General features: G+C 66.5%; 28 protein-coding genes. 16 read left to right on the top strand and 12 right to left on the bottom strand.

What is annotated here, in order from left to right; translation table 11 throughout:
* The first annotated feature begins 23 nt into the window (after positions 1-23).
* Entirely contained in the window at positions 24-383 is a 360-nt protein-coding gene (locus G3N99_RS06490; protein WP_206121953.1) for a hypothetical protein, read from the top strand.
* Positions 384-402: 19 nt separating this feature from the next.
* Here G3N99_RS06490 and G3N99_RS06485 read toward each other — a convergent pair whose 3' ends face one another.
* Positions 403-1,977, bottom strand: a complete 1,575-nt coding sequence (locus G3N99_RS06485) for an EAL domain-containing protein (protein WP_206121952.1) — start codon at positions 1,975-1,977, stop codon at positions 403-405.
* Positions 1,978-2,469: 492 nt separating this feature from the next.
* Between G3N99_RS06485 and G3N99_RS06480 the strand changes: the two genes are divergently transcribed.
* Complete coding sequence (locus G3N99_RS06480) at positions 2,470-2,766, top strand: hypothetical protein (protein ID WP_174983787.1); 297 nt, start codon at positions 2,470-2,472, stop codon at positions 2,764-2,766.
* Positions 2,767-2,801: 35 nt separating this feature from the next.
* Here the strand turns inward: G3N99_RS06480 and G3N99_RS06475 are convergent, their stop codons facing one another.
* Positions 2,802-3,107, bottom strand: coding sequence for a hypothetical protein (locus tag G3N99_RS06475; RefSeq protein ID WP_206121951.1), 306 nt, complete (start codon positions 3,105-3,107; stop codon positions 2,802-2,804).
* Between the two features lie 74 nt (positions 3,108-3,181).
* Positions 3,182-4,228, bottom strand: a complete 1,047-nt coding sequence (locus G3N99_RS06470) for an AraC family transcriptional regulator (protein WP_174943519.1) — start codon at positions 4,226-4,228, stop codon at positions 3,182-3,184.
* Between the two features lie 94 nt (positions 4,229-4,322).
* On the opposite strand from G3N99_RS06470, the gene G3N99_RS06465 reads away from it, so the two are divergent.
* Both G3N99_RS06465 and G3N99_RS06460 read left to right on the top strand, forming a co-directional pair.
* Entirely contained in the window at positions 4,323-5,342 is a 1,020-nt protein-coding gene (locus G3N99_RS06465) for a sterol desaturase family protein (protein ID WP_206121965.1), read from the top strand.
* A 36-nt stretch (positions 5,343-5,378) separates the two neighbouring features.
* Positions 5,379-6,059, top strand: coding sequence for an alanyl-tRNA editing protein (locus G3N99_RS06460; protein ID WP_206121950.1), 681 nt, complete (start codon positions 5,379-5,381; stop codon positions 6,057-6,059).
* Between the two features lie 18 nt (positions 6,060-6,077).
* Here the strand turns inward: G3N99_RS06460 and G3N99_RS06455 are convergent, their stop codons facing one another.
* From G3N99_RS06455 to G3N99_RS06445, 3 genes are all read right to left on the bottom strand, one after another.
* A complete protein-coding gene (locus G3N99_RS06455; RefSeq protein ID WP_206121949.1) occupies positions 6,078-7,697 on the bottom strand; it encodes a histidine-type phosphatase in 1,620 nt (539 codons plus the stop codon).
* A gap of 179 nt (positions 7,698-7,876) precedes the next feature.
* The gene (locus tag G3N99_RS06450; protein ID WP_043178987.1) at positions 7,877-8,311 is read right to left on the bottom strand and encodes a phosphatase; all 435 of its coding nucleotides are present in this window, start codon (positions 8,309-8,311) and stop codon (positions 7,877-7,879) included.
* A gap of 326 nt (positions 8,312-8,637) precedes the next feature.
* Positions 8,638-9,996 carry an NAD(P)/FAD-dependent oxidoreductase gene (locus G3N99_RS06445; RefSeq protein WP_174943531.1) on the bottom strand — a complete coding sequence of 453 codons (1,359 nt, stop codon included), beginning with the start codon at positions 9,994-9,996 and terminating at the stop codon, positions 8,638-8,640.
* Positions 9,997-10,096: 100 nt separating this feature from the next.
* Here G3N99_RS06445 and G3N99_RS06440 point away from each other — a divergent pair, with 100 nt between their 5' ends.
* Positions 10,097-11,050, top strand: a complete 954-nt coding sequence (locus tag G3N99_RS06440; protein ID WP_046548935.1) for a LysR family transcriptional regulator — start codon at positions 10,097-10,099, stop codon at positions 11,048-11,050.
* A gap of 39 nt (positions 11,051-11,089) precedes the next feature.
* Here the strand turns inward: G3N99_RS06440 and G3N99_RS06435 are convergent, their stop codons facing one another.
* On the bottom strand, positions 11,090-11,287 hold the full coding sequence (locus G3N99_RS06435) for a hypothetical protein (protein WP_206121948.1): 198 nt from the start codon (positions 11,285-11,287) through the stop codon (positions 11,090-11,092).
* Positions 11,288-11,481: 194 nt separating this feature from the next.
* Between G3N99_RS06435 and G3N99_RS06430 the strand changes: the two genes are divergently transcribed.
* Positions 11,482-12,399, top strand: coding sequence for an AraC family transcriptional regulator (locus G3N99_RS06430; RefSeq protein ID WP_174939703.1), 918 nt, complete (start codon positions 11,482-11,484; stop codon positions 12,397-12,399).
* Positions 12,400-12,492: 93 nt separating this feature from the next.
* Here G3N99_RS06430 and G3N99_RS06425 read toward each other — a convergent pair whose 3' ends face one another.
* Complete coding sequence (locus G3N99_RS06425; RefSeq protein ID WP_206121947.1) at positions 12,493-12,648, bottom strand: hypothetical protein; 156 nt, start codon at positions 12,646-12,648, stop codon at positions 12,493-12,495.
* A gap of 116 nt (positions 12,649-12,764) precedes the next feature.
* On the opposite strand from G3N99_RS06425, the gene G3N99_RS06420 reads away from it, so the two are divergent.
* Positions 12,765-13,652, top strand: coding sequence for an NAD(P)H-binding protein (locus tag G3N99_RS06420; RefSeq protein WP_206121946.1), 888 nt, complete (start codon positions 12,765-12,767; stop codon positions 13,650-13,652).
* A gap of 25 nt (positions 13,653-13,677) precedes the next feature.
* Here the strand turns inward: G3N99_RS06420 and G3N99_RS06415 are convergent, their stop codons facing one another.
* Together G3N99_RS06415 and G3N99_RS06410 are read right to left on the bottom strand one after the other, a co-directional pair.
* On the bottom strand, positions 13,678-14,880 hold the full coding sequence (locus tag G3N99_RS06415) for a benzoate/H(+) symporter BenE family transporter (protein WP_041493411.1): 1,203 nt from the start codon (positions 14,878-14,880) through the stop codon (positions 13,678-13,680).
* Between the two features lie 184 nt (positions 14,881-15,064).
* Complete coding sequence (locus G3N99_RS06410) at positions 15,065-16,090, bottom strand: fatty acid desaturase (RefSeq protein ID WP_206121945.1); 1,026 nt, start codon at positions 16,088-16,090, stop codon at positions 15,065-15,067.
* Positions 16,091-16,390: 300 nt separating this feature from the next.
* Between G3N99_RS06410 and G3N99_RS06405 the strand changes: the two genes are divergently transcribed.
* On the top strand, positions 16,391-17,215 hold the full coding sequence (locus tag G3N99_RS06405) for a PhnD/SsuA/transferrin family substrate-binding protein (protein WP_206121944.1): 825 nt from the start codon (positions 16,391-16,393) through the stop codon (positions 17,213-17,215).
* 24 nt (positions 17,216-17,239) lie between these two features.
* On the opposite strand, the gene G3N99_RS06400 is transcribed toward G3N99_RS06405, so the two are convergent.
* On the bottom strand, positions 17,240-17,995 hold the full coding sequence (locus G3N99_RS06400) for a GntR family transcriptional regulator (protein ID WP_174939713.1): 756 nt from the start codon (positions 17,993-17,995) through the stop codon (positions 17,240-17,242).
* 1 nt (position 17,996) lies between these two features.
* Positions 17,997-19,685 carry a sigma-54-dependent Fis family transcriptional regulator gene (locus tag G3N99_RS06395; protein WP_206121943.1) on the bottom strand — a complete coding sequence of 563 codons (1,689 nt, stop codon included), beginning with the start codon at positions 19,683-19,685 and terminating at the stop codon, positions 17,997-17,999.
* 286 nt (positions 19,686-19,971) lie between these two features.
* On the opposite strand from G3N99_RS06395, the gene G3N99_RS06390 reads away from it, so the two are divergent.
* The 8 genes from G3N99_RS06390 to G3N99_RS06355 all read left to right on the top strand — a co-directional run bounded on the left by G3N99_RS06390 (position 19,972) and on the right by G3N99_RS06355 (position 25,955).
* Complete coding sequence (locus G3N99_RS06390) at positions 19,972-20,202, top strand: phenol hydroxylase subunit (RefSeq protein ID WP_174943573.1); 231 nt, start codon at positions 19,972-19,974, stop codon at positions 20,200-20,202.
* Positions 20,203-20,218: 16 nt separating this feature from the next.
* Positions 20,219-21,214 carry a phenol hydroxylase gene (locus G3N99_RS06385; RefSeq protein WP_174939718.1) on the top strand — a complete coding sequence of 332 codons (996 nt, stop codon included), beginning with the start codon at positions 20,219-20,221 and terminating at the stop codon, positions 21,212-21,214.
* 35 nt (positions 21,215-21,249) lie between these two features.
* Positions 21,250-21,519, top strand: coding sequence for an MmoB/DmpM family protein (locus G3N99_RS06380; RefSeq protein WP_059684923.1), 270 nt, complete (start codon positions 21,250-21,252; stop codon positions 21,517-21,519).
* A 38-nt stretch (positions 21,520-21,557) separates the two neighbouring features.
* Positions 21,558-23,108, top strand: a complete 1,551-nt coding sequence (locus G3N99_RS06375; RefSeq protein ID WP_206121942.1) for an aromatic/alkene/methane monooxygenase hydroxylase/oxygenase subunit alpha — start codon at positions 21,558-21,560, stop codon at positions 23,106-23,108.
* An 80-nt stretch (positions 23,109-23,188) separates the two neighbouring features.
* Positions 23,189-23,545: a phenol hydroxylase subunit P4 gene (locus G3N99_RS06370; protein WP_174939722.1), complete on the top strand. Its 357-nt coding sequence runs from the start codon at positions 23,189-23,191 to the stop codon at positions 23,543-23,545.
* Positions 23,546-23,570: 25 nt separating this feature from the next.
* Positions 23,571-24,635: a 2Fe-2S iron-sulfur cluster binding domain-containing protein gene (locus G3N99_RS06365; RefSeq protein WP_206121941.1), complete on the top strand. Its 1,065-nt coding sequence runs from the start codon at positions 23,571-23,573 to the stop codon at positions 24,633-24,635.
* Between the two features lies 1 nt (position 24,636).
* Entirely contained in the window at positions 24,637-24,993 is a 357-nt protein-coding gene (locus tag G3N99_RS06360; RefSeq protein ID WP_174943559.1) for a 2Fe-2S iron-sulfur cluster-binding protein, read from the top strand.
* Between the two features lie 17 nt (positions 24,994-25,010).
* Entirely contained in the window at positions 25,011-25,955 is a 945-nt protein-coding gene (locus tag G3N99_RS06355) for a catechol 2,3-dioxygenase (protein ID WP_206121940.1), read from the top strand.
* The last annotated feature ends 115 nt before the right edge of the window (positions 25,956-26,070 follow it).

The following is a 26,070-nucleotide window of genomic DNA, read 5'->3' as shown; positions in this document are numbered from 1 at the left end:
GACTTCAAGAACGGATCATGCAGATGAAAATGACGATGCTCATCGGTATCGCGATGCTTGCGATCGGCGCGAACGGTGCGTACGCAAAAAGCGCAGTGGACTGCACGAAGCTCAACGCGGCAACGAGCGGCCCGGACGACAATTTCCGGCCGCCGGCTTCGGGCACGGTCACCGGCGCGGGGCGCGCGTACTTCTACTCGGCGCCCGATGAGCAATGCATGACGAAGCGGACCTTCATCATTCCCGGCGATTCGGTGACCGTCTACAAGTCGCACGGGCGCTGGTACAACGTCATGTACATCAACGGCAAGACCGGCGAAGACTTCGAAGGTTGGGTCGAGCAGGACCGCGTGCGCCTCGACGGTCAATACGGCGCGCAGTAAGCGCCGGCGGCAACGCTCCCTACGCCGACACCCACGCAACATCCTGCTTCAAATGCTCCACCCGCTGCGGCCGCTGATACAGGTAGCCCTGCGCATACTGAATCCCGACCGTATGCAGCGCGCGATGCTGCACTTCGGTTTCCACACCTTCCGCGATGATCTTCAGGTCGTAGTGATGCGCGACGGACGCGATTCCTTCGATCAACCCGGCATTCCCGCCGTTCAGTTGCGAGACGAACTGGCGATCGATCTTCACGTAGTCGAACGGAAAGCGCGACAGCAAGTCGAGATTGCTGTGATGCGTGCCGAAATCGTCGATCGCGAACTTCGCGCCTTTCGCTCGCAGCGCATGGAAGATCGCGGTGGTCCGCGCGTTCTTCTCGAGCAGGATGCGCTCGGTCACTTCGAGCACCAGCGTAAAGCCCGGCGGCAGCGCGCGGATCGCCTCGTCGACGACGGACACGAACCGCGTGCGCTCGAGATCCTTCGGCGCGATGTTGATCGCGACGCGCAGCGGCACGGACGGCGGCAGCGCGGACAGTTCCGACACGGCTGTCCGCAGCACGAATTCGGTCACTTTCGGCAGCACGGCGCTGGATTCGACCTGCGGGATGAACACGGCCGGGCTGATGGCCCCCCACTTGGGATGCTGCCAGCGCAGCAGCGCCTCGACGCCGACGGTCCTGCGCGTCTCGACATCGACGATCGGCTGGTACACGACATGGAGCTCGTCGCGCCTGAGCGCGTTGCGCACGGCCTTCAGCAGCAGCCGGCGCGGCGCCATCGCCAGCAGGTAGGCTGCCATCACGAGGCCGTCCGCCAGCAGCACGATCGTGATGCCGATCAGCCGATAATGCTGCCGGATCTGCGACGCATAGTGCGCGGAGGCGGCAACCCGCACCGTGAATGGCCAGCGGGGCGACACGATCGTGCTTCCGCCGGTGAGTTCCGTGGCCGACTCCGGTGAAAACTTCCCGCGCTGATCGAGATGGCCCGAACCCGCGATCGACAGCGTCGCGGTTTCCGTCCCGTAGCGGGCGCCGTGTGCGAGCGCGTCGGCCACGTAGTCACCTTCGATCAGGTAGAGCACGCCCGCGCCGGGCGCGGTGGCATAGAACACGGGCAGTACCGGGATGCCCTGCTGGAACGGCGTCTGGCGCAGCAGCGTGACGAGCGTCGATCCCGGTTCCGGCTCGTGGGTGTACGCGTCGAGCGGCAAGTCGATCGCCCCCAGCGCCGACGAGCACATGACGCGGCCGTCGTGCACCAGCGCAACGGCGCGCAGGTAGCGCAGGCGCGTGCCGATTTCGGCGAGCGTCCGGAAGACCGTCGCGCATGGCCGCCCGACGAGTGCGGTCAGTTCGTCCACATGCCGCAGGCGCGCACCGTCGAGGATGCGGTCCACCGAGGCCGCGATGTCATTCGCGACCACGTGTTCATGCTCGGTGACGGTGTCGCGCGCGTAGCGGTCGGCCAGCGCGATCGCGCATGCCGGCACGAGCACGCAAACGATTACGGCGACGCAAAAGATGACTCGCGGCCACGCACCGCTGTGCTGGAAAACTGCCTTCGAGCCTGGCGTGAACGCCGACATTCCCGCGGTCGCCTTTGGTGTTGTTTGTCGAGAGAGGCAAGTCGAACCGGTCGACACACGAACAGCGCGCACGCGTCATGCCAGGGTCGGACGATGCGTTGTGCGCGCCGGTATCGCGGCGATGCGATCGATTCTACGGTCGCGACGGGTATATGCGGCAGCCCCGTTGCAATCGGCCATTTATTTCGGAGGCTTGCCTCTATAAACATGTGCATATGGCGCATGTATATTGGCGTAGCACACCGAAAAAAACCCCGGCCGCATGGTCTTGCGGCCGGGACTAAAAACACCGTCTCTTTGGCACGAGGATGGTGCGCGGCAAGTATAAGATGTGATGAGAGATTACGAAATATTGTTATTCAACTATTAGTGTAGTTTTGTCATTGTGTCTCGACAGGAAACATTCTTTCGGGATGCTGTCTCCGCCGGCCTGCCGGCGGCCGGTGATCGGTCGCCGCGCAATACGGTCGCGCGTCTCGCCGGAGCTTCGGGATGGCAGAAAATACCGTGCCCACGGTCATCGTGACCGATGGTGCAGCCGCAGCCGACGGCGGTTCGCTGTGGATCCGGCTCGACGTGAACGGGCAGGCCCGCAACTACGGGCTCGACCGCGCGCTCGCTTCACGCGGGACGCCGCGCTACAACACCATCAGCGGCGCACATGGGCCGCTTTCGAAAGGTGAAAGAAAGGAATTGCTTGCGCTGCTGCGCAGCATTGCCGACCCGGCGATGTGGGCCGGCATGGTCGGCACGTTCGTGCAGGTGCTCCAGGCGTCCGATGGCGAGTGATCGATGCGGTGCCGGCGCGTCGCGCGGGCCGCGATTCAGAAATCGTTGCGCATCTTGCGCAGCAGGTCACCGCCCGACTGGTGCGTGTCCACTGCGGTGAGCACATCGGTCAGGAACCACGGCAGGTTCAGCTGCGTATTGGAATCGCTGACGCATACGCGGATCGGCGGCGCTTTCGACGGCGAGCGGGTGTCGGGCGTGGCGTCGCGGGACGGCACGCAGTTTTTCGCGTGCACTTGAACGGGAGCCGGCTCGGTGCTGCCGGATGGTGCACCGGCAGCGGCCGGCAAGCTGACGGCGGCCAGCAGGGTCAGGACAGCGGCAATAGCAACGCGGTTCATGGGATTCTCCGGCGATGCTCGTTCGACCGTGCGAGCGGACGCGAGTTCGTCGGCGGCACGCTTGCGCGCCGCGTTCAGCCGCGCGCGACGTTCGCTGCCCGTGCAGGTTGCCGGCTGCGCCACTGCTGCGGCGATTCGCCGGTCCAGCGCCGAAAGGCGCGCGTAAATGCGCTGTGTTCCGAATAGCCGAGCAGCCAGGCCACTTCCGCGAGCGTCAGCCGCGGATCGTTCAGGTGGTCGATCGCGAGCCGCCGCCGCGTGTCCTCGCGCAGTATCCGGAAGTTGAGCCCGAGTTCGGCGAGGCGTCGATGCAGCGTGCGTGACGACACATGCAGGTCCGCGGCGATCTGTTCGATGCTCGCTTCACCTTGCGTCAGCAGGCGCGCGACGGCTTCGCGCACCGACTGTTCGAGATCGTCCGTCTGCCGCAGCTCGGCAAGCAGCGCGCTCGCCTGGCGTTCCATCATCTGCAGCAGCGCGTCATCCGGTTGGCGCAGCGGCTGCGTGAGCAGGCGCAACGGGAACGCGAGGCGGTTCACCGGCTGGCCGAATCGCACCGGGCAGCCGAAATAGTCGACATACGGCCGTTCGTCGGCGGGTGACGGGTGCACGAAGCAGACCTCGTCGGGCCCGTGATGCGTGCCGGTGATATTGCGTGCGAACTGGACGATGGCGGTGAGCGCCACTTCGTCGACGAGCGGGCCGAGCGGCTCCGGCGCGTCGTGCCATTCGATCGCGACCGACGTCGCCTCGACCCGCACTTCCATGCGCGCGACGTTCGCGATCAGGTGTTCGTATTGCTGCCAGCGTGCGAGCGCGGTGCCGGCGTCGCGACATGCATGCAACGCGTAGCCGAGCGCACCGAGATGAGCGGGCGTGATGCGCTGGCCGACGTGCAGGCCGAGCAGCGGATCGTCGAGCGCGCGCACCGCGCATTCGAGCAGGCGCCGCCAGTGAGCGCTTGCGTACAGCGTGAGCCCGCGATCGTCCTCGGGTGGCCGCGCCTCGCCGAGCACGCGCGCGGCATCCTTGCCCTGCTCGGACAGATAGTCGAACAGCAGCCGCACGTAGGTGCTCGAGTAGTAGACGCGCTGCGTCGATAGCGGGGAGGCGGCGGGCATGGCGGAAAGTGTCAAGTAATCGTCGGCAAGTGTCAACGCGGGGCGACCCGTGCGCGACCATACTGCCGGTCAGTTCTTGATCGAGGCCGCGAACATGCCGACCGAGTTGATGACGTGGCTCCATGCGTTCCTGGGTAACGACGTGGACTGGAAGCAGGTGCTGCTGATCGGCATGACGCCGGTCTTCCTGATCGCGTTCGCGATCGAATACGCGGTGATGACCGGGCGCGGCCGCCGCGAGCCGTTTCGCTGGAAGGAGATCGTCGCGAACCTGTCGCTCGGCGCCGGCTATCAGGTGGCGGAGACGGTGATGGGGCTGCTGTTCACGGGCGCGATCTTCGCGTGGGTCTACCGGCACCGCCTGTTCGACGTGCCGGTGAACGGCTTCACGATCGTGCCGATCTTCGTCGTCGTGGAGTTCTGCTACTACTGGTTTCATCGCACGTCGCATCGCGTGCGCTGGTTCTGGTCCGCGCACGTGCCGCATCACAGCGGTGAAGTGATGAACTTCACGACCGCGATGCGGCAGTCGCTGCTGAACGCGTTCGTCGGCGTGTTCGTGTTCTACCTGCCGCCGGTGTGGCTCGGCATTCCGCCCGCGGTCGTGCTGTTCCTGCTTGCGGTTGATCTCGCGTACCAGTACTTCGTGCATACCGAAGCGATCGGGCGGCTGCCGCGCTGGTTCGAGTACGTGTTCGATACGCCGTCGAACCATCGCGCGCATCACGGCCGCAATCCGCGTTACATCGACAGGAATTACGGTGGCGTGCTGATCATCTTCGATCGCCTGTTCGGCACGTATGTCGAGGAGACGGAGCCGGTCGATTACGGGATCACGCAGCAGATTCGTTCGTACAACTTCCTGGTGCTGAACCTGCATGAATTCGTCGACATGTGGCGCGACGTGTTCGCGCCCGGGCCCGTCCTGCAGCGGCTGAAACACCTGTGGATGCCGCCCGAATGGGAGCGGCCGGGGCATCGGCCGATTCATACGTGGAGTGTCGAGCGCAAGGGCGACGAGGAAGCCGCGGCAACATCGCGTGCCATGGCTGGCGAGGGTACGTCGGCGCAAGGGCGCAAGATCGTACAAGCCACCGGTACGCGATCCGGCTAACCTGCGTGTTTTCCTCGGCGAAAGGCACGGCGGGCAATGACGAAGAAAGTATTCTGGGACGATCCCTACCGGACCACGCTGGATACCGTCGTCAGCCACGTCGACGGCGACCGCGTGCGGGTGGAAGAAACCATCTTCTTTGCGTTTTCGGGCGGGCAGGAAAGCGACGCGGGGTCACTGGGCGGCTATCCGGTCATCCAGGCTGAAAAGCAGGGCCTCGACATCATCTATACGCTGCCGCACGATCATGCGCTGGGCGTCGGCGATCGTGTGACCTGGCGCATCGACTGGGCGCGCCGGTACCGGCTGATGCGTCTGCATTTCGCGGCCGAAATGGTGCTGCAGCTGGTCTATCGGCTCAGGCCCGGCATCGAGCGCATCGGCGCGCATATCGGGCAGGACAAGGCGCGCATCGACTTCGCGAGCGACACGAGCGTGGCGCCGCTGTTTCCCGAGATCGAGTCGGCCGCGGCCGATCTGTCGAAGCGCGACCTGCGCATCGTGACCGACTTCAGCGATGTCGACGCGCAACGCAGGTTCTGGACGGTCGATGGCTTCGCGACGATGGCGTGCGGCGGTACGCATCCGGCGTCGACCGGCGAGATCGGCATGCTGAAGCTCAAGCGCCGGAATACCGGGAAGGGCAAGGAGCGGATCGAGGTGATGCTGGTCGAACCGGAAATGGCCGGCGGGCGGCGGGGCCAGCGGGTGGCGTGACCCGCCGCCCGCGTCACCTTATTGATACCCGTAACACTGCTTCAACCCCGCGTAGTCGTAGAAGTGGCTGCCCGCCGCGATCTTCGCGCCGTCGCACGCGGCCTGGAAATCCGTTTCGCGCTCGTTGTACAGCATCTTCACGATGAGGCGCGAGCCGTTGCGATAGACATCCCACTGCATGTTAGCGGCCATCGGCGACACCTGATCGCCACGCCACGGGTTGTTCGCGTACGTGTAGGTCTGCGCCTGCGGCGTCGGCACGAACACGTTCTTCAGGTTCATGATCGACGCGAACGGAATCACGATCTCCGCATGCGTGAAGCGCAGCTTCGCGGCGCGGGTCAGGTCGCCGCGCGCGATCGCATCGACTTCGCCGAAGAAATCGTCCTGCAGCACCTTCGCCATTCGGTACGTGACGGGGTTCGCTTCCTGGATGCCGGGCCCCTTCTGGTAGTAGTCTTCGGCATCCTGCAGATACGCGAGATACTGCGCCTGCTCCGCGCCGATGTACTTCTCCATCGTGACGCCGCCGGTTTCAGTCGTCATTGCCGGCGCGACCTGCAGCAGGTTGTACAGCACGTTCACCGCATCGACGGTCGTCGCGATCTTCGTCTTGCCGTCGCCTTTCAGCGTGTTGGTGAACTTGCCGTCCGCCGACGTGAATGCATAGGTGCCCGTGTTCGCGAACGTGTAGCCGTCGGTGCCGAGCTTCGCGATGAATGCCTGCGATACGAGCGCGGACAGCACCGTCTGCGCGACGTCGGCCGCCTGCGGCGCGGCCTTGATTGCGTTGAGCTTCGCGGCTACCGTCGCGTCGCTCGCATAGGCCTGGTATGCCTGGCTCGCCTGATAGGTCGCGTAGTACGGATTGCTCGTGTCGGTCACGAGATCGGTGGCCGGCTTCAGCGAGTGGAAATACAGCAGGAAGCGGTTGGTGCCGGCCGGCTGCGCGACCGGCGCGTTCGCGGGATAGCCGGACGGCGCGGCGGGCAGCGTGATCGCCGTGGCCAGCGCCGGCTGCGCGGCCACGAGCGACGCGGAGAAATACGTCGAGCTGTCGACCGCGCGATCCTGGCCCGAGTTGACGACGACGACCTGCCGGTTGCCGGCCGCGAACAATGCGGGCAGCCGCTGCGCGAGACGTGCGGCGAGCTGCTGGTGTTCGCGGATGCCGGTTTGCGTGAGGTTGCCGTACCCGGGCGTCGAGATGCCCGCCACGCCATAGCCGAGCAGCGCATTGGCCTTCATCATCGCGTACGTGTCGGCCTTGAGCTGCGCGCCGAGCGCGGTCAGTGCGCCGTCGGCCTCGGCCTTGACCAGCATCGCGTAGATCGCGCCGTCGTACTTGAAGCCCGACAATCCACGCGAGCCGTGGCGCGCGACGAGTTCCGTATAGACGGGCGCGTAGCCGGCGGGCGGCGCTTCGTACGTCGCGGCGTCCTGCTGCGGACGGTACGGCGTCTTCGTCTGGTAGTAAGTCGCGGGTGTCGGCTTGGGCTGAGGCTGCGGCTGCGGTGCGGGCGTCGAGCCGCTGTTGTCGGCAGGAGCCGCGGGCGGTGTCGAGTCTTCGCCGCCGCAAGCGGCGAGCAGCAGGCAGGAAACGACGAGGGCGGTGGCGGTGCGGATCGGGCGTGTCATCGTGGCGTGCAACGGGCGGGACGATGCAGGTGCGCGTCGTCCCGTCTCCGGGAGGGATCGGTCAAGTCCGGAAGTGTTGCAAGCGACTTTGACAGCAGAATGTCAGGATTCGGTCGGGCAATCGTCGGATGGCCGCCGGATCGGGGCAGGCCGGCCAGCGCCGGCCCGTGTGCCGGCGTTCAGTGCAGGCCGGCCGATGCGATCGAGCGCACGGTGTCGGTGATGTTCACGCAGCGCGACAGGCCGAAATGCTCGGCTTCGCGGCGCTCCGGTTCGCTGCTCGCAATCGCCACCGCGCGTTCGGGCGGCACGCCGAGCGCCTGCAGCGCGACGTCGAAAGGATGCTGGTTTGATCCGGAGTCCTGCTGATTGGCGTCCGTGACGACGACCGAGAAGCGGTCGAGGTTCGCGCGGCCGAACTGGCCTTCGAACATGTCGCTGAGCCGTGCGGCCGGCAGCGTCGTGACGAGACCGAGTCGATATCCTTCTTCCGATGCTCGGTCGAGCCACTGGATGATCGCGTCGCGTTGATGGCGCGATTCATGCGAATCCGGTGTTGCTTCGATTTGCGCGAATGCTGCGTCGAGACGGGTGACGATGGCTTCGATAACCACGGTGATTCCTCTTCAGAGACGTGATGATCCGTTCGCCGACGGGAATGCCACACACCTTAGCGTCGATCCCGAAATCGCGACCAATTAATATTTATATCCGACCCATACGATTCGACTAATGAATGGGGCGGCGAGCCAAGGTGGGCGCGGGATGCGTGTCGCACGGCCTGTTCCGCGCGAATCGCATCGTATCGACGGCCTTCGATGTGATGCACCAGAGTTGCGCACGCGGTGAATGCACCGCGCATGTGCATATGAAAAAACGGCATATCGAGCGATGCACGCCCGATATGCCGTCTTGCGATAGCGCATGTGAACCGGTGCGATCAGTGCAGCTTGATCGACGGCTGGTTGCGGCTTTGCAGCCAGTGGCTCAGCGACTGGAACAGCGCACGCTTCACGCCGACCACGCTGAACAGGTGCTTGCGATACAGGAACTTGTACAGCCCGATCGCGGCAAGCCCGTCGACGATCAGCGAGCGCGAACGCACGCTGATGTCGGCCTGGTACACGGCGCCCGCATGCCCGAGCGACACGACGGTGCCCGCATCGCGGAACGTGAAGCCGGCCACCGGCTTGCCGGCGACGCGCCGCGCGAATGCGTTGACCAGGTACACGGCCTGCTGATACGCGACCTGCGCGCGCGGCGGCAGGAAGCCGTTCGCACCGGCGGTCGGGCAGGCGGCGCAGTCGCCGAACGCATACACGTGCGGATCGTCCGGCGTCTGCAGCGTATCGGTGACGATCACCTGGTTCGATCGATTGAGCGCGATGTCGCCGATCTGCCGCAGGAACGCGGGGCCGGCCACGCCGGCCGCCCAGATCGTGATGTCGCTCGCGAGCCGTTCGCCGGTCGAGGTCGTCACGGCATCCGCGCCGACTTCCGCCACGCGGGTATCGGTCAGCACGTCGACGTTCAGCGCGCGAAGCTGCGCGTGCATCTTGCCGGACAGCCGCTCGTCGAGCGCCGGCAGGATGCGCGGGCCGCCTTCGATCAGCCGGATATGCACGTCGCGTGCGGACACCAGCGCCTTGAAGCGGTACGTCGTCAGTTGCTGGATCGAATCCCGCAACGCCGCTGCCAGTTCGACGCCCGTCGCGCCCGCACCGATCACGTTGATGCAGATCGGCGCGGCGCGCCGCGCGGGCTGCTGCTCGGCCAGGTGATTCGCCTTCGTGCAGGCCGCGAGGAACTTCCGGCGGAAATCCTCGGCCTGGTCGAGGTTTTCGAGCGGCAGCGCGTGGCGCGCCGCACCCGGCACATTGAAGAAGTTCGTCACGCTGCCGACGGCGAGCACGAGATCGTCATAGTCGAGCTCGCGCTGCGGCAGGATTTCCGTGCCGTCCGCGTCCTGCACGGCTGCGATCGTCGCCGTGCGCGCCGCGCGGTTGACCTGTTGCAACGCGCCCTGCACGAAGCGGAAACCGTGGCGCTTCGCTTGCGCCGCGTATTCGATCGTGTGCGAGGCCGGGTCGCGATGGCCCGAGGCGGCTTCGTGCAGCAGCGGCTTCCAGAAGTGCGTGGGGTAGCGATCGACGAGCACGACTTCGGCTTGCCCGCGGCGTCCGACCGTATCGCCGAGACGCGTGGCGAGGTGCAGGCCGCCGGCGCCGCCGCCGACGATCACGATGCGCGGCAGGCGCGGTGCGCGGTCCGTTGCAAGGTTGGGCGTGGTGTTGTCCATGTTGGGCTCCTGCTGAATGACGATTCGGATGACATTGCTCAAGAACCGACGATATAGTTTCGAACCAACACGAACAATTTAATGTTTATAAGCGACTCATATGTATTCACTTATAGGAAAGACCGCGACGTTCCGGCAGCTGAAGGCGCTGGACATGATTGCGCGGCTCGGCAGCGTGTCGCGGGCGGCCGAGGAGCTGAACCTGACGCAGCCGGCCGTGTCGCTGCAGGTTCGCCTGCTCGAGGAGGCGGTGGGCGCCGCGTTGCTGCAGCGGGTGGGGCGCGGCGTGCAGCTGACCGCGGCCGGCGAGATCGTGTCGCGCTATGCGCGCGAGATCCTGCATCTGTGGAGCGAGGCCGGTGACGAAGTGGCCGCGCTCACGGGCGATCTCGGCGGCACGCTGCGGATCGGCGCGATCACGACGGCCGAGTACCTGATTCCGCCGCTGCTCGTGAAATTCACTGCGACGCGTCCGCATGTGAAGACTTATTTCAAGGTTGGAAATCGCGACGACATCATCCGCATGCTCGCGACCCATGAAATCGATCTCGCGGTGATGGGCAGCGCGCCGAAGGAGCTGCGCACGCATGCGGTCGAATTCGCGAAGCATCCGATGGTGTTCGTCGCGGCGCCTGGCCATCCGCTGATGCAGCGCAAGCGCGTCGCGCTGAAGGATCTCGAATCCGCGCACCTGCTCGTGCGCGAACGCGGCGCGGGTACGCGCTCGACCGTCGAGAGCCTGTTCAAGAACGCAGGCTACCGTTTCCATGTGGGCTCCGAACTGTCGAGCAACGAGGCCATCAAGCAGATGGCCGAAGCCGGGCTCGGCGTGGCGTTCCTGTCGTTGCACGCGTGTGCACTCGAACTGCGCACCGGGCTGCTCGGGCAACTGCCGTTCCCCGGCAACCCGATCGAGCGCGAATGGTATGTGGTCACGCTCGCCGACCGGCGCATTTCGCAGGTCACGGGGCTGTTCCGCGATTTCCTGATCAAGCAGGGCGCACCGGTGATCGACGGCGCGACGGTTGCGCCGCACGAGCGGCGGCGCAAGTAGGCGGCGCGATGAGTCGGACGATGCCTGCCGCGCGGTCGCTCAGACGAGCCCGAAGTCGTCGTTGCTGTCGGGGATCGACGCGAGCAGTCGTTCGAGCCGGTACCAGCCGACGATGCGCAGGCACCAGGCGGCGAACGTGGTGCGGTCGTTGCGGGGGCGGGGGCCGGATGAAGGGTGGGTCGTGGCGGTCGACGGCGCGGTGAGCGCGGTGCGCTGCGCAAGGCACTGATGGGGCATGACGGTCTCCGTAGGTGTCGGATGGGGCCATCGTAAGCGGCGCGGCGCCCGCCGGCGCACACGCAAGGATGGCCCCGAGCAGAAACGGATGATCTTTTTCCGCGCGACCCGGGCGCGCCGCCGGCACGCCCGGCAGGCGGCCCGAAAACGCGTCACAATGCGCGTTCGACATCCCCATCCACTGGAGGAAGGCCATGAGCGATGCGATTCTCGCGGCGCCGACGGACAACGGCGTCCCGGTCAGCCTGCGCTCGAGCCGCGGGCTCGGCTGGCAAGGCTTCGGCGCGTCGCTGCTGGAAATCCGCGCGGGCACCTACCGGATTCCGGCGGCCGAGCACCACCGGATCGGCGTGCATATCGGGTCGCCCGTTCGCGCGGATTGCGTGTGCGACGGCGAGCGCGTGTCGCGCATCCAGGCGCATGGCGACGTCGACGTGATTCCGGCCGGCCTGCCCGGCCAGTGGACCGACAGCGCCGACTGCCAGATCCTCCATATCGCGCTCAGCGACACGTTCGTGCGGCGGACCGTCGAACAGCTCGAACTGAAGCCGTCGCAGGGGCAGATCCGCCGCCGGCTACAGGTGCGTGACCCGCGCCTGCAGCACATCGCATGGGCGATGGCCGCCGAACTCGAAGCGGAAGACGCGTCGGATCCGCTCTATGCGGAAAGCCTGTGCACGGCGCTCGTCGCGCGGCTGGTCGACGGCCAGCCGGCGTTCCGCGAGCGCCGCCGCACGCTTGCGCCGAAGGCGGCCGCGCGCGTGATCGACTACGTCGAAGCGAACCTCGACCGGCGCATGACGCTCGCCGAACTCGCGGCGCTCGTGTCGATCAGCGTGCCGCATTTCAAGGTGCTGTTCCGCGAAACGCTCGGGATGCCCGTGCATCAGTACGTCGTGCGGCGCCGGGTCGAGCGCGCGAAGGCGTTGCTGCTCGAAGGCCGGCTCAGCATCAGCCAGATCGCGCTCGAAGCCGGGTTCGCCCACCAGAGCCACATGGCGAACTGGATGAATCGCGTGCTGGGTGCGACGCCGACCGAGATTGCGCGCTCGGGGGCGCGGGGCGGGCTGCGGCTCGCGTATGACGGCGAGGGCAGCGGGAGCGGGGCGTAGCGAAGTGATGGCATCGCGGCGGATGTGAGTTGTCGCGTCAGATTCTGAGGCGATTCTCTCCTACAGGCTGTTGGACAATTGCCGCGTGCGCGCTCATCCGGAAAGCGCTTCACGGTCTTCCGTCTCGACGAGCCGGCTGAAGCGCAACGCCTTGAGCGTGAGCGGCGTATCCATCGCAGGTGTGTCGTTGCTCGTCGTCGATAGAGCGTCAGATTCGAAGCGACTGGCGAGGCAGTGGGCGACTCGCATGGCCGCCGCCTCTCTCCAATCCATCATCCTTTCCTGCTGTATTCATCCCTCCGTGCGCGCCGTTCCTTTCGCGCAAACCGACAATCACCCCACCTTCATCCCCTCAGGAGCGAATCGTGTTCGTGATCTTCGGTGCATCCGGCAACGTCGGCCAGTCGACCGTGACGGCCTTGCGCAACGCCGGCCATCCCGTGCGCGCGGTGTTGCGCGACGCACGCCATCGTGAGCGTTTCGCGCAGCTCGGCTGCGACGTCGTGACCGCCGAGCTGACGGACGCGAACGCGATCGCAGCGGCAATCGACGGCGCACGGGCCGTCCAGATACTGTGCCCGGTGCCCGTCGCCGACCCCGATCCGGCCGCGACGATGACGCGGACGATCGACGTCGCGACTGCGGCGCTTGCCGCGAACCCGCCGCCGGTGCTGCTCGCGCTGTCGGACTACGGTGCGGAGCGCGACGGCAATACGGGCATCACCCGGCTGTTTCATCACTTCGAGGAACGGCTGCGGACGATCCCGACGCACGTGACGCTGCTGCGTTCGGCCGAGCATCTGCAGAACTGGACGCGCATCCTGCCGGTCGCGCTCGGCACCGGCGTGCTGCCGAGCTTTCACCATCCGGTCGGCAAGGTGTTCCCGACGATCTGGGCGCCCGATGTGGGCGTCGTCGCGGCGCGGCTGCTGCTCGATGCGCCCGAAGGCGGCAACGGGCCGCGCATCGTCAGTGTCGAGGGGCCGCGGCGGGTGAGCGTGACGGCGATCGCCGATACGCTCGGCGCGGCGGCCGGCCGCGCGATCGTCGCGCATGAACTGCCACGCGATACCTGGGCTGCGACGCTGCTGCGTGCGGGCCTCAGCGAACGCCATGCGCAGTTGATCGTCGATCTCTACGACGTGCACAACGCCGGACAGATCGACGTCGAGGAAGGTGTGTCGGAGCGGCTTTACGGCACGACGACGCTGACCGACGCGCTCGCGCAACTGGTGCGCCAGCACGCGCGGTGACAGCGGCGGCGACCCGCGTTGCACATCACGCCGGTCGCCGCACCTTGTTCAGTACCGCATAGGAAAGCGATCCGATCACGATCCCCCAGAACGCGGAGCCGAGCCCGAGCCACGTCATCCCCGACGCGGTCGCGAGGAACGTGATCAGCGACGCTTCGCGGTGGTTCTCGTCTTCGAAGATCCCGTGCACGTTCGCGCCGATCGCACCGATCAGCGCGAGCCCCGCGAGGATAGCGACGAACGCTTTCGGCAGCGCGAAGAACACCGCGACGATCGTGCCGGCGAAGAGTCCGCCGATCAGGTAGATCGCCCCGTTCGCGAGCCCGGCGATGTAGCGCCGGTCCGGGTCCTCGTGCGCGTCCTTGCCGGTGCAGAGCGCGGCCGTGATCGCCGCGACGACGATCGTGATCCCGCCGAAGCACGCGACCACGAGCGACATCACGCTGGTCGCCGTGATGATCGGCCGCGCGGGCGTGTGATAGCCGGACACGCGCAGGATCGTCATGCCCGGCAGGAACTGGCCGGTGAGGCTGACGACGACGAGCGGCAGCGCGAGGCTGAGCGTCGTGCCGAGGGTCCATTCGGGCGCGATGAAGATCGGGTGCGCGAGGCTTGCCGACACGTTGCCGAGATGCGTCATCCCGAGCAGCGTCGCGAGCACGGCGCCCGTCAGCAAGACGAGCACGATGCTGTAGCGCGGCAGCAGGCGCTTGAAGATCACGTAGGCCGCGATCATCCCGAACGCGAGCGCGGGCTGTTCCGACGCAGCCGCGAACGCATGCGTGCCGAACGGCAGCAGGATGCCGGCCATCATCCCGCACGCGATGCCGCGCGGAATGTGGCGCACGAGTCGGTCGAAATAGCCGGTCACGCCGATCAGCAGGATGATCAGCGCGGCCGTGATGTACGCGCCGACGGCCTGGTTGAGCGTCAGTTGCGGAAACAGGCCGACGAGCAGCGCGGTGCCGGGCGCCGACCACGCGGTGATGACCGGCACCTTCAGCTTCCAGCTCGCGAACAGGCCCGATACGCCCGCGCCGATCGAGATCGCCCAGACCCACGACGACACCATCGCGTTGGACGCATGGGCCGCCTGCGCAGCCTGGAAGAAGATCGCGAGCGGGCCCGCGTAGGAAATCAGTACCGCGAGAAAGCCCGCGGTAATCGCGGAAACGGACCAGTCGTTGCCGATCGCGCGGATTGCGCCGGGCGGGGTGTTCGGTTGCATCGTCGTGGGGGAGTGCGGCGCGCGGCCGGGGGCAGAGCCGGGGCGAATGATTGTTGGAAGCCCCGGACGAGCCGACATTCTGGCCATTGCCGGCGTAATTGGCAATGCGCGGGTGTGAGCCGGAATGTCGGCTTTTCGTAAGGAATATGCCGCCGGGAGGACGAATCGTCGGCTTCGCCGAACGTCACGTACTGATCTGCACCACCTCGTCGACCACCGCCACCTTCACGCCGCTCCCCGTCGACAATGACGCCGTGCCCTGATCGAACGGATGCACGGGCGTATCGGTCGGCGTCCACGCATGGCGCGCGAGCAGTTCGCGATACCCGCCGCGAATCACGAAGCCACTGCACTTCCGCGCATACGCGTCGCGGCGCATCCGGTACGCGCGCGGCAGGTCGTACCACGGCAGCTTCGGCAGGTCGTGATGGACGAGGTGATAGTTGTTGTTCAGGTACAGCAAGCGCATCGCGAAGCCGGCTTCATTGATCGCGATGCGTGCCTTCGGATGCGGCGCGGCGCGGTGCTCGTACAGCGAGCGGATCATTGCAATCGACAACGCGGGCCACGTGATCACGAGCAGGTAATACCACCACGGCACGCCTATCACCCATTGCAGCCACGCGAGCAGCGCAACGACACAGGCGATATGCGTCGCCCACATCGGCAGATAGCGAAAGTCGCCGCGACGAAACGCGGCGCATGCATCGACGCCCATCGCAACGATGCTCAACGGCGGCCCGGCGACGAATCGTCCGATGAATGTCTTGCGTGCGACCGTCAGCACGCGGCGCCAGCGCGGCAACTGCGCCCAGCGTTCGCGCGTGACGTAGTTCGTTTCGGGATCGACGCCCGGCACGGTCAGGTCTTCGTCGCGATGATGGTCGAGATGCGTGTCGCGATACAGCGTGTACGGATACCAGACCGTCAGCGGCGGATAGCCGAGCAGCTTGTTCACGCGCGCGGAGCGCGTCGGATGGCCGTGCAGCAGCTCGTGCTGCAGCGACAGGTGCCATGCGCCGAGCAGGATCAGCGGCGGTGTCGCGGCCGCGAGCGACAGGGTGCCGTCGCGCACGAGCAGCAGCACGGCGAGCCAGCCGCCGTAGATCGCGACGACCAGCAGCCAGGTCGGCCACTCGGTGCGGGCTGTGAAGCGGGTGTCGAGCGCGGCGATCGCACGCGCGTGGTCGACGTCGAAGTATTCGGCCATGGCGTTGAGGCGGATTGAACGGGCAGTGCGGGGAACGAGCGATTGAACCGGTGCGCTCGGCCCGGGTGCGCAGGTGTCTCGCGGATCACGGTCGGCCTGTCCGTTATCACGTGCAATGGCGATGCTCGGGCAGGCATCAGGACGGTACCGGGATCGCGTCGTGCGGCCAACCAATCGATTCGCATTTGCTTATCGTCGCGTGGCCGATAAGCTTCGGGCGCGCTCTACCACGTTCGGCCCCCGTTTTGACGTGATCGAACCGGGTTCCCCCGGGTGAGCGGCGATGCGTAGAATGCCCGCATGAACCCATGGATCGCAGTACTGCCGATGTACAACGTGACGCCGCGCCACGACGCGCTGTGGCGCGCACTGCTGCGCGATGCACTCGATGCGTTCGCGAACGCGGGCGGGCCCGTCGATGTCGTGCTTCCTGACGAACCGTTCGACGACCTGCATGCGCTATGGCGGCGCGACGACCTGCTGCTGTCGCAGACCTGCGGCTATCCCTACCGGATGCTGGGCTTGCGCGATGTCGTGCGACTGATCGCGACGCCCGTGTTCGATGCGGATGGCTGCCACGGCGCGCACTACAGCAGTGTGCTGGCCGTGTCGGCTCGTGCACATGCGGGCGGCGCGACGACGCTCGCCGCATGCCGGGGGCTGCGGGCCGCATTCAACGGCGGAGATTCGCACAGCGGGATGAACGCGCTCCGGCATGCGGTCGCGCCGCATGCGCGCGACGGGCGGTTCTTCGGATCGGTTGCCGCGCTCGGCTCGCACCTGAACGTGCTGCGTGCGCTGGCTTCAGAAGAAGCCGATTGCGCGGCGATCGACTGCGTGACGTTCGCGTACGTGCAGGACGCGCTGCCCGAATTGCTGAAGGACATCCGGATCATCGGGATGACGGCCTCTGCGCCGGGATTGCCGTTCATCGCATCGCGCGCGCTGCCGGAAACGCAGGTCGTTGCGTTGCAGGATGCGCTCGATCGCGCGGTCGCCGCCGATGCCGAGCGGGCGCGCGTGCTGCGGCTGAAGGGATTCGAACGGCTGTCGCCAGGCGACTACGACGCGATTGCGCGGTTCGAGCACGAGGCGGCCGCGCACGGGTATCCCGCGCTGGCCTGAGCGCCGCGAGCGCGCCGTGAAGCACTAGAACGGCAGCGTCCCGGGCGGCGCGTTGCGCACGACGGCGAGCGTCGTGCCGATATGGTCTTCGAGCGCGAGCGCCGCGCGCGCATCGGCGCGCCGCATCGCGGCTTCGAACAGGCACGCATGTTCCGCATGCACGTCGCGTTTCGAATCGCCGAGCCCGATGCACACGCGCCGGTAACGTTCGCTTTGCTGCGACAGCATGCGCAGGATCAGGTAGGTCCACGGCGTCGCGGCCGCCGAGATCAGCGCTTCGTGAAAGCGCCGGTTGCATGCTTCCCACGCGGTGCGGTGCTCGATCGACACCGGCTGCTCCCAGGCCGACAGCATCTCGAAGCTTTGCCGCACCCTATGCTCCCACGCATCGTCGCCGCGCCGCACGGATTCGCGCAGCGCATCGACCTCGATATGGATGCGCAGCCGCGTGATCGCTTCAAGATCGTCGACCGACATCGGCGTGACGCGAAACCCGCGCTGCCCTTCGGCGACGACCAGCGCATCGCTGACGAGCCGCGTGAGCGCCTCGCGCAACGTGCCTGCACCGACGCCGTACACGTTCTTCAGGTGCTCGACGCGCAGCTTCGCGCCGGGCGGGTAGTGCCCCTCGATGATGTGCTGGCGAAGCTGGTGGTACGCATGTTCGCTGAGCGTGCGTGCATGCGGTTCGACCGCGTCGTCGGCGGCCGGCTCGATCGCGGGCGGCGTGTCGTCGCGCAGTGCGTCGGCGAACGGATGGGCGGGCAGGATGGTGTTCATGTCACGTTTCCTCCTGATCCTGTTTGCGGTTGAGGCGATAGCTGAGCTGCGCGCGCGTCAGCCCGAGCAGGCGGGCGGCGGCCGACAGGTTGCCGTTCGCGCGATCGACGGCCTCGTGCAGCAGCGCGCGCTCGAGGCCGTCGAGCCCGCCACCGCCCTGCAACTGGTCGAGGATCGTCGCGCAGTCGATCGACAGCGCGGCGGCCGGCTTGATCTGCCCCGCACGGTCGACGGTCGAGCCGCCAGGCAGCCCGACGCCGGGGAACAGGTCCTTCGCATCGACCGGCCGGTTGGGGCGCGACAGGATCACCGCGCGCTCGATCAGGTTCTCGAGCTCGCGCACGTTGCCGGGCCATCGGTAGCCGCGCAGCGCGTCGTATGCATAGTCGGTCAGCGTGGGTGCCGGCTTGCCGTGCAGCGACGCGAAGCGCTCCAGCATCGCGTCGGCGAGCAGCGCGATGTCGTCCTGCCGGTCGCGCAGCGGCGGAATCAGCACCGGGTAGACGTTGATCCGGTAGTAGAGGTCGGCGCGGAAGGTGCCATCGCGCACGGCCTGTTCGAGATCGCGGTTGGTCGCCGCGACGACGCGCACATCCACCTTCCTGCTGTCGGTCGCGCCGAGCCGTTCGACCTCGCCTTCCTGTAGCACGCGCAGCAGCTTCGCCTGCACGTCGAGCGGCAACTCGCCGATCTCGTCCAGGAACAGCGTGCCGCCGTTCGCGCGCTCGAAGCGCCCGGCGCGCGCGACCTGCGAGCCCGTGAACGCGCCTTTCTCCGCGCCGAACAGTTCCGATTCGATCAGCGCGTGCGGAATGGCCGCGCAGTTGATCGCGACGAACGGCTTCGCGGCGCGCGGGCTGAGGCTGTGCAGCGCGCGGGCGAAGCGATCCTTGCCGACGCCCGTTTCTCCGGTGAGCAGCACGGCCACCTTGGTCGGCGCGGCCGTTTCGAGCAGCGCATAGGCGGCGCGAAACGCGTCGGAGCGTCCGACCAGCCGCGTGCGGTCATCGTCGGGTGCGATCTCGAGGCGCAGCGATTCGACCTCGGTCTGCAGGTCGCGGATCGTGTTGATCAGCGAATCGGCCTTGAACCACGACGAGATTTCCTCGGCGTCCGGCCATTCCTCGGCCGGCTTGCCGACGATCGTGCAGTGCGGGTCGTGCATGCCGACGCAGCCGGTTTCCTTGAACAGGATCGTCCGGCCGATGAAGGCGCTCGTATAGCCGGTCGCATAGCCGATCAGCATCCAGCACACCGGCTCGGGCTGCGGCCCGAACGTGCGGCGGTGCACGTCGGCCTCCCACGAATGTTCCCAGCGGTATTCGCAATAGAACGCACCGGTCGCGGGATCGGCCTCGAAGCGCAACGGCGTGACCTGCACGGCGCCTTCGAGCATGTGCAGCTGCGGGCCGACATGGAACATGTCGAACAGCGACGCGCCGCTGCGGATCTCGCGGGCGAGCGCGGCGTCCCGTTCGCCGGCGGCGAAGCCCACGCGCGTGAAGAAGCGCCGCGTCTGCGCGGGCCCGACGCTTTCCATCAACTCCTGGCGCAGCGTCGCCAGCGCGCCGGCATGGAGCAGCACCATCCGCTGTCCGGCGAGCCAGATGCGGCCGTCGCTCGCCGAAAAATGGATCAGCTTGCGCAGGTCGGTGTCCGGCGGCAAGGGGGGCAGGCTGGGCCGCGTCATGTCTCCTCCGTCGAGATTTCTCGTGATTTTCGAAATTTCCGCTCGCGGCGCCCGAACCCGGGCAGCCGTTTGATCATTTCATCAAATGCGCGCCGCCGGGTTGCTCAAATGATGAAGAGGCCCGCCGAATCGAGCGCTCGGCGCTTTCGTCCGGGCGCCGTTTCCATTCTGGTTAACCGCCATTGTGGATCGCGAATTCGAACTTCGCGTCAGGGCTTTCCCTGAATTATCGAGATTTTTTGCCGAGCCGGCCGTGCGTGGCACGGATGCTGCATTGAAGGACGGCATGGAGGCGACACCGGACATGAATCCAACCGACACCGATCTTTCCCCGCTCGACCCGGGCCGCAAGTGCGTCCGCGTCACCGGCACGAACCCACGCGGCTTCGTCGAATTCGAGTTTTCGATCGGCGGCGCGCCGGAGCTGTGCGTCGAGCTGACGTTGCCTCCTGCCGCCTTCGACGCGTTCTGCCGCGAACAGCACGTTACGCGGCTGGACGTCGAAGCGAACCCATGACCTTGAGGAGCTAGAAGTGACCATCGAGCTGAAGACAGTCGACATCAAGCCGCTCCGGCACACCTTTGCGCACGTGGCGCAGAACATCGGCGGCGACAAGACGGCGACGCGCTACCAGGAAGGCATGATGGGCGCGCAGCCCCAGGCGAACTTCCATTACCGCCCGACGTGGGATCCCGATTACGAGATCTTCGACGCGTCGCGCTCGGCGATCCGGATGGCGAACTGGTACGCGCTGAAGGACCCGCGCCAGTTCTACTACGCGTCGTGGGCGACCACGCGGGCGCGCCAGCAGGACACGATGGAGGCGAACTTCGAGTTCGTCGAGTCGCGCCGGATGATCGGCCTGATGCGCGACGACGTCGCCGCGCACGCGCTCGACGTGCTGGTGCCGCTGCGCCATGCGGCCTGGGGCGCGAACATGAACAACGCGCAGGTCTGCGCGCTCGGCTACGGCACCGCGTTCACGGCGCCCGCGATGTTTCATGCGATGGACAACCTCGGGGTCGCGCAATACCTCACGCGGCTCGCGCTCGCGATGGCCGAGCCCGACGTGCTCGACACCGCCAAGGCGGCATGGACGACCGGCGCCGCATGGCAGCCGCTGCGGCGTTACGTCGAGGACACGCTGGTCGTCGCCGACCCGGTCGAGCTGTTCGTCGCGCAGAACCTGGCGCTCGACGGGCTGCTTTACCCGCTCGTGTACGACCGTTTCGTCGATGAACGGATCGCGCTCGCGGGCGGCTCGGCGGTGGCGATGCTGACCGCGTTCATGCCGGAATGGCACACCGAATCGAACCGCTGGATCGACGCCGTCGTGAAGACGATGGCGGCCGAATCCGACGACAACCGCGCGCTGCTGGCACGCTGGACGCGCGACTGGTCCGCGCGCGCCGACGCGGCGCTCGCGCCGGTGGCGGCGCTGGCGCTGCAGGACGACGGCCGCGCGGCGCTCGACGAAGCGCGAGAACAGTTCCACGCACGTGTCGCGAAGCTCGGCCTCGCGCTCTGAGCCCGGGCCGCCCAACTTTCATTCAGGAAACCAGCATGTCCAACGTATTCATCGCCTTCCAGGCCAATGAGGAGTCCAGACCGATCGTCGAGGCGATCGTCGCGGACAACCCGCTCGCGACGGTGGTCGAGTCGCCCGGCATGGTCAAGATCGATTCGCCCGACCGGCTGACGATCCGCCGCGAGACGATCGAAGAACTCACCGGAACGCGTTTCGACCTGCAGCAACTGCAGGTGAACCTGATCACGCTGTCCGGCCATATCGACGAGGACGACGACCAGTTCACGCTGAGCTGGTCGCACTGAACGCCGCGCCACGCGCACCGACAACACCGGAGACACGAATGGACACGCCAACGCTCAAGAAAAAACTCGGCCTGAAGGACCGCTACGCGGCGATGACGCGCGGCCTCGGCTGGGAGACGACCTACCAGCCGATGGACAAGGTCTTCCCGTACGACCGCTACGAGGGCATCAAGATCCACGACTGGGACAAGTGGGTCGACCCGTTTCGCCTGACGATGGACGCGTACTGGAAGTACCAGGGCGAGAAGGAAAAGAAGCTGTACGCGGTGATCGACGCCTTCACGCAGAACAACGCGTTCCTCGGCGTGACCGATGCGCGCTACATCAACGCGCTGAAGCTGTTCATCCAGGGTGTGACGCCGCTCGAATACCTCGCGCATCGCGGCTTCGCGCACGTCGGCCGGCACTTCACCGGCGAGGGCGCGCGGATCGCGTGCCAGATGCAGTCGATCGACGAATTGCGGCACTACCAGACCGAAACGCACGCGATGTCGACGTACAACAAGTTCTTCAACGGGTTCCATCACTCGAACCACTGGTTCGATCGCGTCTGGTACCTGTCGGTGCCGAAGTCGTTCTTCGAGGATGCGTACTCGTCGGGGCCGTTCGAATTCCTGACCGCCGTGAGCTTCTCGTTCGAATACGTGCTGACGAACCTGCTGTTCGTGCCGTTCATGTCGGGCGCGGCCTACAACGGCGACATGTCGACCGTCACGTTCGGCTTCTCCGCGCAATCGGACGAATCGCGCCACATGACGCTCGGCATCGAGTGCATCAAGTTCCTGCTCGAGCAGGACCCGGACAACGTGCCGATCGTGCAGCGCTGGATCGACAAGTGGTTCTGGCGCGGCTACCGGCTGCTGACGCTCGTCGCGATGATGATGGACTACATGCAGCCGAAGCGCGTGATGAGCTGGCGCGAATCGTGGGAGATGTACGCGGAGCAGAACGGAGGCGCGCTGTTCAAGGATCTCGCGCGCTACGGCATTCGCGAGCCGAAGGGCTGGCAGGACGCGTGCGAAGGCAAGGACCACATCAGCCACCAGGCATGGTCGACGTTCTACGGCTTCAACGCGGCGTCCGCGTTCCATACGTGGGTGCCGACCGAGGACGAGATGACGTGGCTGGCGGCGAAGTATCCCGACTCGTTCGACCGCTACTACCGTCCGCGCTTCGACTACTGGGGCGAGCAGGCGAAGGCCGGCAACCGCTTCTACATGAAGACGCTGCCGATGCTGTGCCAGACCTGCCAGATCCCGATGCTGTTCACCGAGCCCGGCAATCCGCGAAAGATCGGTGCGCGCGAATCGGACTACCTCGGCAACAAGTTCCATTTCTGCAGCGATCACTGCAAGGAAATTTTCGATCACGAGCCGCAGAAGTACGTGCAGGCGTGGCTGCCCGTGCACCAGATCCACCAGGGCAACTGCTTCCCGCCCGATGCGGACCCGAGCGCCGAAGGCTTCGACCCGCTTGCCGCCGTACTCGATTACTACGCGGTGGGCATGGGTCGCGACAACCTCGATTTCGCGGGCTCGGAAGACCAGAAGAACTTCGCGGCATGGCGCGGCCAGGCCACGAGCAACTGATCGATACGCAACACCTACGCAACCTTGAACGAGACCGGCGCACGCGCGCATGCGCGAACGCCGGCCGACAGGAGACAAGCATGGCCGTCATCGCGCTCAAACCCTACGACTTCCCGATCAAGGATGAAGTCGGGAAGTTTCCGGCACCGCTGCTGTACGTGTGCTGGGAAGACCACCTGATGTTCCCGGCGCCGTTCTGCCTGCCGCTGCCGCCGGACCTGCCGTTCGGCGCGCTCGCACGCGACGTGCTGCCGCCCGTCTATGGCTACCACCCGGACTTCGCGAAGATCGACTGGGATCGCGTCGAGTGGTTCCGTGCCGGCGAGCCGTGGGCGCCGGACGCGGCAAAGAGCCTGGCCGGCAACGGCCTCGGGCACAAGGACCTGATCAGCTTTCGCACGCCGGGCCTCGACGGCCTCGGCGGCGCGAGCTTCTGACCGCGACGCGGACGGGCGAACCATCATGAGCCATCAACTAACCATCGAGCCGCTGGGCGTCACGATCGAGGTCGAGGAAGGACAGACGATGCTCGACGCTGCGCTGCGCCAGGGCATCTACATTCCGCACGCGTGCTGTCACGGGCTGTGCGGCACCTGCAAGGTCGCGGTGCTCGACGGCGAGACCGACGTCGGCGACGCGAACCCGTTCGCGCTGATGGACTTCGAGCGCGAGGAGGGCAAGGCGCTTGCGTGCTGCGCGACGCTGCAGGCCGACACCGTGATCGAGGCCGACGTCGACGAGGAGCCGGACGCGGAGATCATCCCCGTCAAGGATTTCGCTGCGGACGTCACGCGCATCGAGCCGCTCACGCCGACCATCAAGTCGATCCGCCTGAAGCTGTCGCAGCCGATCCATTTCCAGGCCGGCCAGTACGTGCAGCTCGAGATTCCGGGGCTCGGGCAGAGCCGCGCATTCTCGATCGCGAATTCACCGGCCGACGTGGCCGCCACCGGCGAGATCGAGCTGAACGTGCGGCAGGTGCCGGGCGGGCTGGGCACCGGCTACCTGCACGAGCAACTGGCGACCGGCGACCGCGTGCGGCTGTCGGGCCCGTACGGCCGCTTCTTCGTGCGCCGCTCGGCCGCGTTGCCGATGATCTTCATGGCCGGCGGATCGGGCCTGTCGAGCCCGCGCTCGATGATCGCGGATCTCCTCGACGGCGGCGTGACCGCGCCGATCACGCTGGTCTACGGCCAGCGCAACGCGAAGGAGCTCTATTACCACGACGAATTCCGCGCGCTCGCCGAGCGCTACCCGAACTTCACGTACGTGCCGGCGCTGTCCGAAGGTGCGGCGGATGCCGGCGGCGGGATCGCACAAGGGTTCGTGCACGACGTCGCGAACGCGCATTTCGATGACGACTTCTCCGGCCACCAGGCGTACCTGTGCGGGCCGCCCGCGATGATCGACGCATGCATCACCGCGCTGATGAAGGGCCGCCTGTTCGAGCGGGACATCTATCACGAGAAGTTCATCTCGGCGGCCGACGCGCAACAGACGCGCAGCCCGCTGTTCCGGCGGGTGTGACATGGACGCGGGCCGCGTGTGCGCCACGGTGACGATCGCGCAGACCGACGAGCGCTACGTGTGCGCGTCCGGCGAATCGTTGCTGGCCGGAATGGCGAAGCTCGGCCGGCGCGGCATTCCGGTCGGGTGCCTGAACGGCGGGTGCGGCGTGTGCAAGGTGCGCGTGCTGCGCGGCGCCGTGCACCGGCTCGGGCCGATCAGCCGCGCGCACGTGAGCGCCGACGAGGAGCGCGACGGCTATGCGCTCGCGTGCCGCGTCGCGCCGGACGGCGACGTCGAGCTGGAAGTGGCGGGCCGGCTGAAAAAGCCGTTTTTCTGCGGCTCGGCCTGCGCCGGGGCGCCGGTATTCAACAAGTAACCAGGAGGAGACTCACCATGGGTGTGATGCGTATTGGTCATGTCAATCTGAAGGTGATGGACATGGAAGCGGCGTTGCGTCACTACATCCGCGTGCTCGGCATGCAGGAAACGATGCGCGACGCGGCCGGCAACGTCTACCTGAAATGCTGGGACGAATGGGACCGGTATTCGCTGATCCTGTCGCCGTCCGATCAGGCGGGGCTCAAGCATGCGGCCTACAAGGTCGAGCACGACGCGGATCTCGACGCGTTGCAGCAGCGCATCGAGGCGTACGGCATCCGCACGGAGATGCTGCCCGAAGGCGCGCTGCCGGCGGTGGGCCGCCAGTTGCGGTTCCTGCTGCCGAGCGGGCACGAGCTGCGCCTGTTCGCGCAAAAGGAGCAGGTCGGCACCGCGGTCGGCTCGCTGAATCCCGATCCGTGGCCCGACGACATCCCGGGCTCGGCCGTGCACTGGCTCGACCACTGCCTGCTGATGTGCGAGATGAACCCGGACGCCGGCGTGAACCGCGTCGAGGAGAACACGCGCTTCATGGCCGAGTGTCTCGACTTCCACCTGGCCGAGCAGGTCATGGTCGGCCCGGGCAACACGATCCAGGCGGCAACGTGGATGTTCCGCAGCTCGACGCCGCACGACATCGCGTTCGTCGGCGGCCCGCGCAACGGGCTGCACCACATCGCGTTCTTCCTCGACGACTGGGCCGACGTGCTGAAGTCGGCCGACGTGATGGCGAAGAACAAGGTGAAGATCGACGTCGCCCCCACGCGGCACGGCATCACGCGCGGCACGACCATCTATTTCTTCGATCCGAGCGGCAACCGCAACGAAACCTTCGCGGGGCTCGGCTATCTCGCGCAGCCCGACCGCCCGGTCACGACCTGGACCGAGGACGAACTCGGGCGCGGGATCTTCTTCCATTCCGGCGAGCTGAACGAAGCGTTCACGACCGTCTACACCTGAACCGCACAGGAGCACAGCGTCATGGCTTGCAACGATTCGACCCGCAGCGTCGTCACGCACACGATCGACTGGCCCGCCGCGGCGCGCGCCGCGCAGGCGGCGGCGGCCGCCGCCG

The organism is Burkholderia sp. Ac-20392 (genome assembly GCF_017104585.1).
Taxonomy (GTDB): domain Bacteria; phylum Pseudomonadota; class Gammaproteobacteria; order Burkholderiales; family Burkholderiaceae; genus Burkholderia; species Burkholderia lata.
This window is presented reverse-complemented; position numbering and strand designations above follow the sequence as displayed.

Bases quoted from the DNA above. Each gene is read 5' to 3' on its own strand.
- G3N99_RS06490 (WP_206121953.1), top strand. From the start codon at position 24: ATGAAAATGACGATGCTCATCGGTATCGCGATGCTTGCGATCGGCGCG.
- G3N99_RS06485 (WP_206121952.1), bottom strand. From the start codon at position 1,977: ATGTCGGCGTTCACGCCAGGCTCGAAGGCAGTTTTCCAGCACAGCGGT.
- G3N99_RS06480 (WP_174983787.1), top strand. From the start codon at position 2,470: ATGGCAGAAAATACCGTGCCCACGGTCATCGTGACCGATGGTGCAGCC.
- G3N99_RS06475 (WP_206121951.1), bottom strand. From the start codon at position 3,107: ATGAACCGCGTTGCTATTGCCGCTGTCCTGACCCTGCTGGCCGCCGTC.
- G3N99_RS06470 (WP_174943519.1), bottom strand. From the start codon at position 4,228: ATGCCCGCCGCCTCCCCGCTATCGACGCAGCGCGTCTACTACTCGAGC.
- G3N99_RS06465 (WP_206121965.1), top strand. From the start codon at position 4,323: ATGCCGACCGAGTTGATGACGTGGCTCCATGCGTTCCTGGGTAACGAC.
- G3N99_RS06460 (WP_206121950.1), top strand. From the start codon at position 5,379: ATGACGAAGAAAGTATTCTGGGACGATCCCTACCGGACCACGCTGGAT.
- G3N99_RS06455 (WP_206121949.1), bottom strand. From the start codon at position 7,697: ATGACACGCCCGATCCGCACCGCCACCGCCCTCGTCGTTTCCTGCCTG.
- G3N99_RS06445 (WP_174943531.1), bottom strand. From the start codon at position 9,996: ATGGACAACACCACGCCCAACCTTGCAACGGACCGCGCACCGCGCCTG.
- G3N99_RS06440 (WP_046548935.1), top strand. From the start codon at position 10,097: ATGTATTCACTTATAGGAAAGACCGCGACGTTCCGGCAGCTGAAGGCG.
- G3N99_RS06435 (WP_206121948.1), bottom strand. From the start codon at position 11,287: ATGCCCCATCAGTGCCTTGCGCAGCGCACCGCGCTCACCGCGCCGTCG.
- G3N99_RS06430 (WP_174939703.1), top strand. From the start codon at position 11,482: ATGAGCGATGCGATTCTCGCGGCGCCGACGGACAACGGCGTCCCGGTC.
- G3N99_RS06425 (WP_206121947.1), bottom strand. From the start codon at position 12,648: ATGCGAGTCGCCCACTGCCTCGCCAGTCGCTTCGAATCTGACGCTCTA.
- G3N99_RS06415 (WP_041493411.1), bottom strand. From the start codon at position 14,880: ATGCAACCGAACACCCCGCCCGGCGCAATCCGCGCGATCGGCAACGAC.
- G3N99_RS06410 (WP_206121945.1), bottom strand. From the start codon at position 16,090: ATGGCCGAATACTTCGACGTCGACCACGCGCGTGCGATCGCCGCGCTC.
- G3N99_RS06405 (WP_206121944.1), top strand. From the start codon at position 16,391: ATGAACCCATGGATCGCAGTACTGCCGATGTACAACGTGACGCCGCGC.
- G3N99_RS06400 (WP_174939713.1), bottom strand. From the start codon at position 17,995: ATGAACACCATCCTGCCCGCCCATCCGTTCGCCGACGCACTGCGCGAC.
- G3N99_RS06395 (WP_206121943.1), bottom strand. From the start codon at position 19,685: ATGACGCGGCCCAGCCTGCCCCCCTTGCCGCCGGACACCGACCTGCGC.
- G3N99_RS06390 (WP_174943573.1), top strand. From the start codon at position 19,972: ATGGAGGCGACACCGGACATGAATCCAACCGACACCGATCTTTCCCCG.
- G3N99_RS06380 (WP_059684923.1), top strand. From the start codon at position 21,250: ATGTCCAACGTATTCATCGCCTTCCAGGCCAATGAGGAGTCCAGACCG.
- G3N99_RS06375 (WP_206121942.1), top strand. From the start codon at position 21,558: ATGGACACGCCAACGCTCAAGAAAAAACTCGGCCTGAAGGACCGCTAC.
- G3N99_RS06370 (WP_174939722.1), top strand. From the start codon at position 23,189: ATGGCCGTCATCGCGCTCAAACCCTACGACTTCCCGATCAAGGATGAA.
- G3N99_RS06365 (WP_206121941.1), top strand. From the start codon at position 23,571: ATGAGCCATCAACTAACCATCGAGCCGCTGGGCGTCACGATCGAGGTC.
- G3N99_RS06360 (WP_174943559.1), top strand. From the start codon at position 24,637: ATGGACGCGGGCCGCGTGTGCGCCACGGTGACGATCGCGCAGACCGAC.
- G3N99_RS06355 (WP_206121940.1), top strand. From the start codon at position 25,011: ATGGGTGTGATGCGTATTGGTCATGTCAATCTGAAGGTGATGGACATG.